The 498-nt window shown below is 48.2% G+C and carries 1 protein-coding gene; it reads right to left on the bottom strand.

The window, feature by feature from the left end:
* The coding region (locus tag RT018_RS04730; protein ID WP_312939751.1) for a hypothetical protein at positions 1-323 on the bottom strand (323 nt) is incomplete at its 3' end.
* Between the last annotated feature and the right edge of the window lie 175 nt (positions 324-498).

Raw genomic sequence — 498 nt, 5'->3', positions numbered from 1 at the left:
CGAATCATCGACTGGCCCACCGCTGCGGCACTGCCCCCGTCGGGAAGCAGCCTGCGCGGAAAAAACAAACCGGCCACAAAAAAAAGAAACAGTGTGCATAACAATATATATAGAAAACCCCATCCGTCAAAATGGTGAAGCACATCCGACTCGTAAATGTTTTTAAATAGCAACGTGGGCATAAACAAGCGGAAGCACAGACCATCCACCTTTCGCATTGTGGGCCGGTCGATCACCTTACACCTTCGGATCAAAACGCCGATTCCCATAAACAGTGCCAGAGGAAGAACGACGCGCAGCGCCGTCATAAAGTTTTCAAACACGATGAAGCCTCTCCTTTGCGAAATACATCTTGTAAAGTGCTGTGAAATTCACATGAGACCTATCATAACACCTTTACTGGCCTGTCGCAACCACCTTTCACCAGAAGAAGAAAAAAGTTCTTGACAAACGAAGTGGGGTATGGTAGTCTAACAAAGCTGTCCGCGAGGGCAGCAG

It is taken from the genome of Oscillibacter sp., from assembly GCF_032060045.1.
GTDB lineage: Bacteria > Bacillota > Clostridia > Oscillospirales > Oscillospiraceae > Oscillibacter.
This window is presented reverse-complemented; position numbering and strand designations above follow the sequence as displayed.